A 2,950-nucleotide genomic window follows, 5' to 3' on the forward strand; every position below is an offset into this window, starting at 1 on the left:
AAGCCCCAAGAGGCGACGAGATCCACACCTCGATGGAAGCCGGCCCCATGATCCGCAAGAACGACATGAAGTCGACGGCCTGGATCAAGGCCTACGAGGACAACAACGTGGATGTGGGCCTGCTCTGCGGCCTTCCGGGCCACGCGCAGATCGGCAAGGGCATGTGGGCCGCGCCCGACAAGATGGCCGACATGCTGGCGCAGAAGATCGGCCATCCACAGGCGGGCGCGAACACCGCCTGGGTGCCGTCGCCCACGGCCGCGACGCTGCACGCGCTGCACTATCATCAGGTGGACGTCCAGGCACGTCAGGCCGAGCTGAAGTCGCGTTCGCGCGCAAAGCTCTCCGACATCCTGACCATTCCGGTGTCGCAGTCGAACTGGGCGCCGGATGCGGTGCAGCAGGAGCTCGACAACAATTGCCAGGGCATTCTCGGCTACGTGGTGCGCTGGATCGACCAGGGCGTCGGCTGCTCCAAGGTGCCGGACGTTCACGATGTGGGCCTGATGGAAGATCGTGCGACTTTGCGCATCTCCAGCCAGCACCTCGCCAACTGGCTGCGCCACGGAGGCACAGGTGATGCAGACCCTGCGCCGCATGGCGGAAGTGGTGGACCGCCAGAATGCGGGCGATCCGCTCTACCGGCCCATGGCGCCGGGCTTCGACGGCCCCGCCTTCCGGGCGGCCTGCGATCTAATCTTCAAAGGCGTGGAGCAGCCCAACGGCTACACCGAGTGGGTTCTCCATGCGCGCCGCCGTGAGGCGGAGATGCACGGCAGGTTACACTAGAGTACAACCAGCCTTTTCACATTTCCCGATGATCACGGGCTCTGCCCACTTACCTGAACGATTTATCCATGAGTTCCAACTCCACACTCTCAGTCGACAACAAGGCCGTGGAACTAGCGGTGAAAGAGGGCACGATCGGCCCGAGCGTCATCGATATTTCGAAACTCTACGGTCAGACCGGGATGTTCACCTACGATCCCGGCTTCACCTCGACCGCGGCCTGCGAGTCGAAGATCACCTATATCGACGGTGACAAGGGCATCCTCCTCTACCGGGGCTATCCCATCGACCAGCTCGCCGAGCACGGCGACTTCCTGGAGACCTGCTATCTGCTGCTCTATGGAGAGCTGCCGACGGCGGCTCAGAAGGCCGACTTCGATTACCGCGTCACGCGCCACACCATGGTGCACGACCAGATGAACCGGTTCTTCACCGGCTTCCGCCGCGACGCCCACCCGATGGCGATCATGGTCGGATGCGTCGGCGCTCTCTCGGCCTTCTATCATGATTCGACCGACATCTCGGATCCGCATCAGCGCATGATCGCTTCGATGCGCATGATCGCGAAGATGCCCACGCTGGCGGCCATGGCCTACAAGTACTCCATCGGCCAGCCCTTCGTGCATCCGCAGAACGACCTCGACTACACCTCGAACTTCCTGCGCATGTGCTTCGCCGTGCCTGCCGAGGAGTACAAGGTGAACCCGGTCCTCGCGCGCGCTCTGGACCGGATCTTCATCCTGCATGCCGACCACGAGCAGAACGCCTCGACCTCGACGGTTCGTCTCGCCGGCTCCTCGGGTGCCAACCCCTTCGCCTGCATTGCCGCCGGCATCGCCTGCCTCTGGGGCCCTGCCCACGGCGGCGCGAACGAAGCGGCCCTCAAGATGCTGGAAGAAATTGGCACGCCCGATCGCATTCCTGAGTATATCGCCAAGGCGAAGGACAAGAACGATCCGTTCCGCCTCATGGGCTTCGGCCACCGGGTCTACAAGAACTACGACCCGCGCGCCCGCATCATGCAGAAGACCACTCACGAGGTGCTCAACGAGCTCGGCATCAAGGACGACCCGCTCCTCGATGTCGCCGTGGAGCTTGAGCAGATCGCCCTGAAGGACGAGTATTTCGTCGAGAAGAAGCTCTACCCGAACATCGACTTCTATTCGGGCATCACCCTCAAGGCGATGGGCTTCCCCACCTCCATGTTCACGGTGCTCTTCGCGCTGGCCCGCACGGTCGGCTGGATTGCCCAGTGGAGCGAGATGATCGAGGATCCGTCCCAGCGCATCGGCCGCCCGCGCCAGCTCTACACCGGCGCGCCGCTGCGCCCATACATCCAGGAGACCCTTCGTGCATAATTACAATCTCGCCGCCTGGCAAAATAGCCGTACACAAGCGCAGGGAGTGGGTAACGCCAAAGGATCTTGGTCCGAGCCAAAACTCCTGGATTCCTTTCGTTCAAGCCCTCTTAATCCTGATCACTTCGAGCAAAAAATCCTCCAAGCCTATGTTCAGTTGGCCATGACACCTGAGCAAACCAATGGCACGCGTACGACGACACTTGCATGGTTCGGCAGTGTGGAAATCCGGCTGACCGAGATGCCACGGTCGGAGGATGGTCAATCGTACATTCCGCCGTTCTGGCTGGAGGTCTACTCCCATGACATTGGCGAGACGATCGACAGCTGTGGGTGCTTTGAGTTTAACGAGACTGAGCTGGCTGATGCCGCCGATGTCCTGCATGAATATATGGCAGGGGTGCAGTAATGGCCGAATGGAAGTGGGTTTACACCTTCGGTGACGGGAAGGCCGAGGGCCAGGCGGGGATGAAGAACCTGCTCGGGGGCAAGGGGGCGAACCTCGCCGAAATGTCCAATCTGGGGCTGCCGGTTCCTCCGGGCTTCACGATCACCACGGAAGTCTGCACTTATTACTACGACCATGGCCGCTCCTATCCGCAGGAACTGAAGGGTCAGGTCGAAAACGCCCTGAATTTCGTCGGCCGTCTCACGGGCCGCACCTTCGGCGATGCCCAGAACCCGCTTCTGGTTTCCGTCCGCTCCGGCGCACGCGCGTCGATGCCCGGCATGATGGACACGGTGCTCAATCTCGGCCTCAACGATGTGACCGTCGAGGCGCTGGCCAAGGGCGCGGGCGACGA

Annotated in this window: 3 protein-coding genes and 1 pseudogene; all 4 read left to right on the top strand. The window is 61.9% G+C overall.

Going from position 1 to position 2,950, the window contains the following annotated elements:
• A pseudogene (locus AA309_RS29590) lies at window positions 1-789 on the top strand (malate synthase G); the annotation flags it as partial.
• Window positions 790-857: 68 nt separating this feature from the next.
• Window positions 858-2,147 carry a citrate synthase gene (gene gltA, locus AA309_RS29595; protein WP_047192612.1) on the top strand — a complete coding sequence of 430 codons (1,290 nt, stop codon included), beginning with the start codon at window positions 858-860 and terminating at the stop codon, window positions 2,145-2,147.
• Window positions 2,140-2,556 carry a hypothetical protein gene (locus tag AA309_RS29600; protein WP_047192613.1) on the top strand — a complete coding sequence of 139 codons (417 nt, stop codon included), beginning with the start codon at window positions 2,140-2,142 and terminating at the stop codon, window positions 2,554-2,556. The genes gltA and AA309_RS29600 overlap by 8 nt, the downstream gene beginning before the upstream one ends.
• Window positions 2,556-2,950 (top strand): PEP/pyruvate-binding domain-containing protein (locus AA309_RS29605; RefSeq protein ID WP_047192614.1); only part of this gene is annotated, 395 nt, incomplete at its 3' end. The genes AA309_RS29600 and AA309_RS29605, both read left to right, overlap by 1 nt.

It is taken from the genome of Microvirga vignae, from assembly GCF_001017175.1.
Lineage (GTDB): Bacteria > Pseudomonadota > Alphaproteobacteria > Rhizobiales > Beijerinckiaceae > Microvirga > Microvirga vignae.

What these genes read in the sequence shown, in the direction of transcription:
- gltA (WP_047192612.1), top strand. Translation starts at nt 858, where the DNA reads ATGAGTTCCAACTCCACACTCTCAGTCGACAACAAGGCCGTGGAACTA.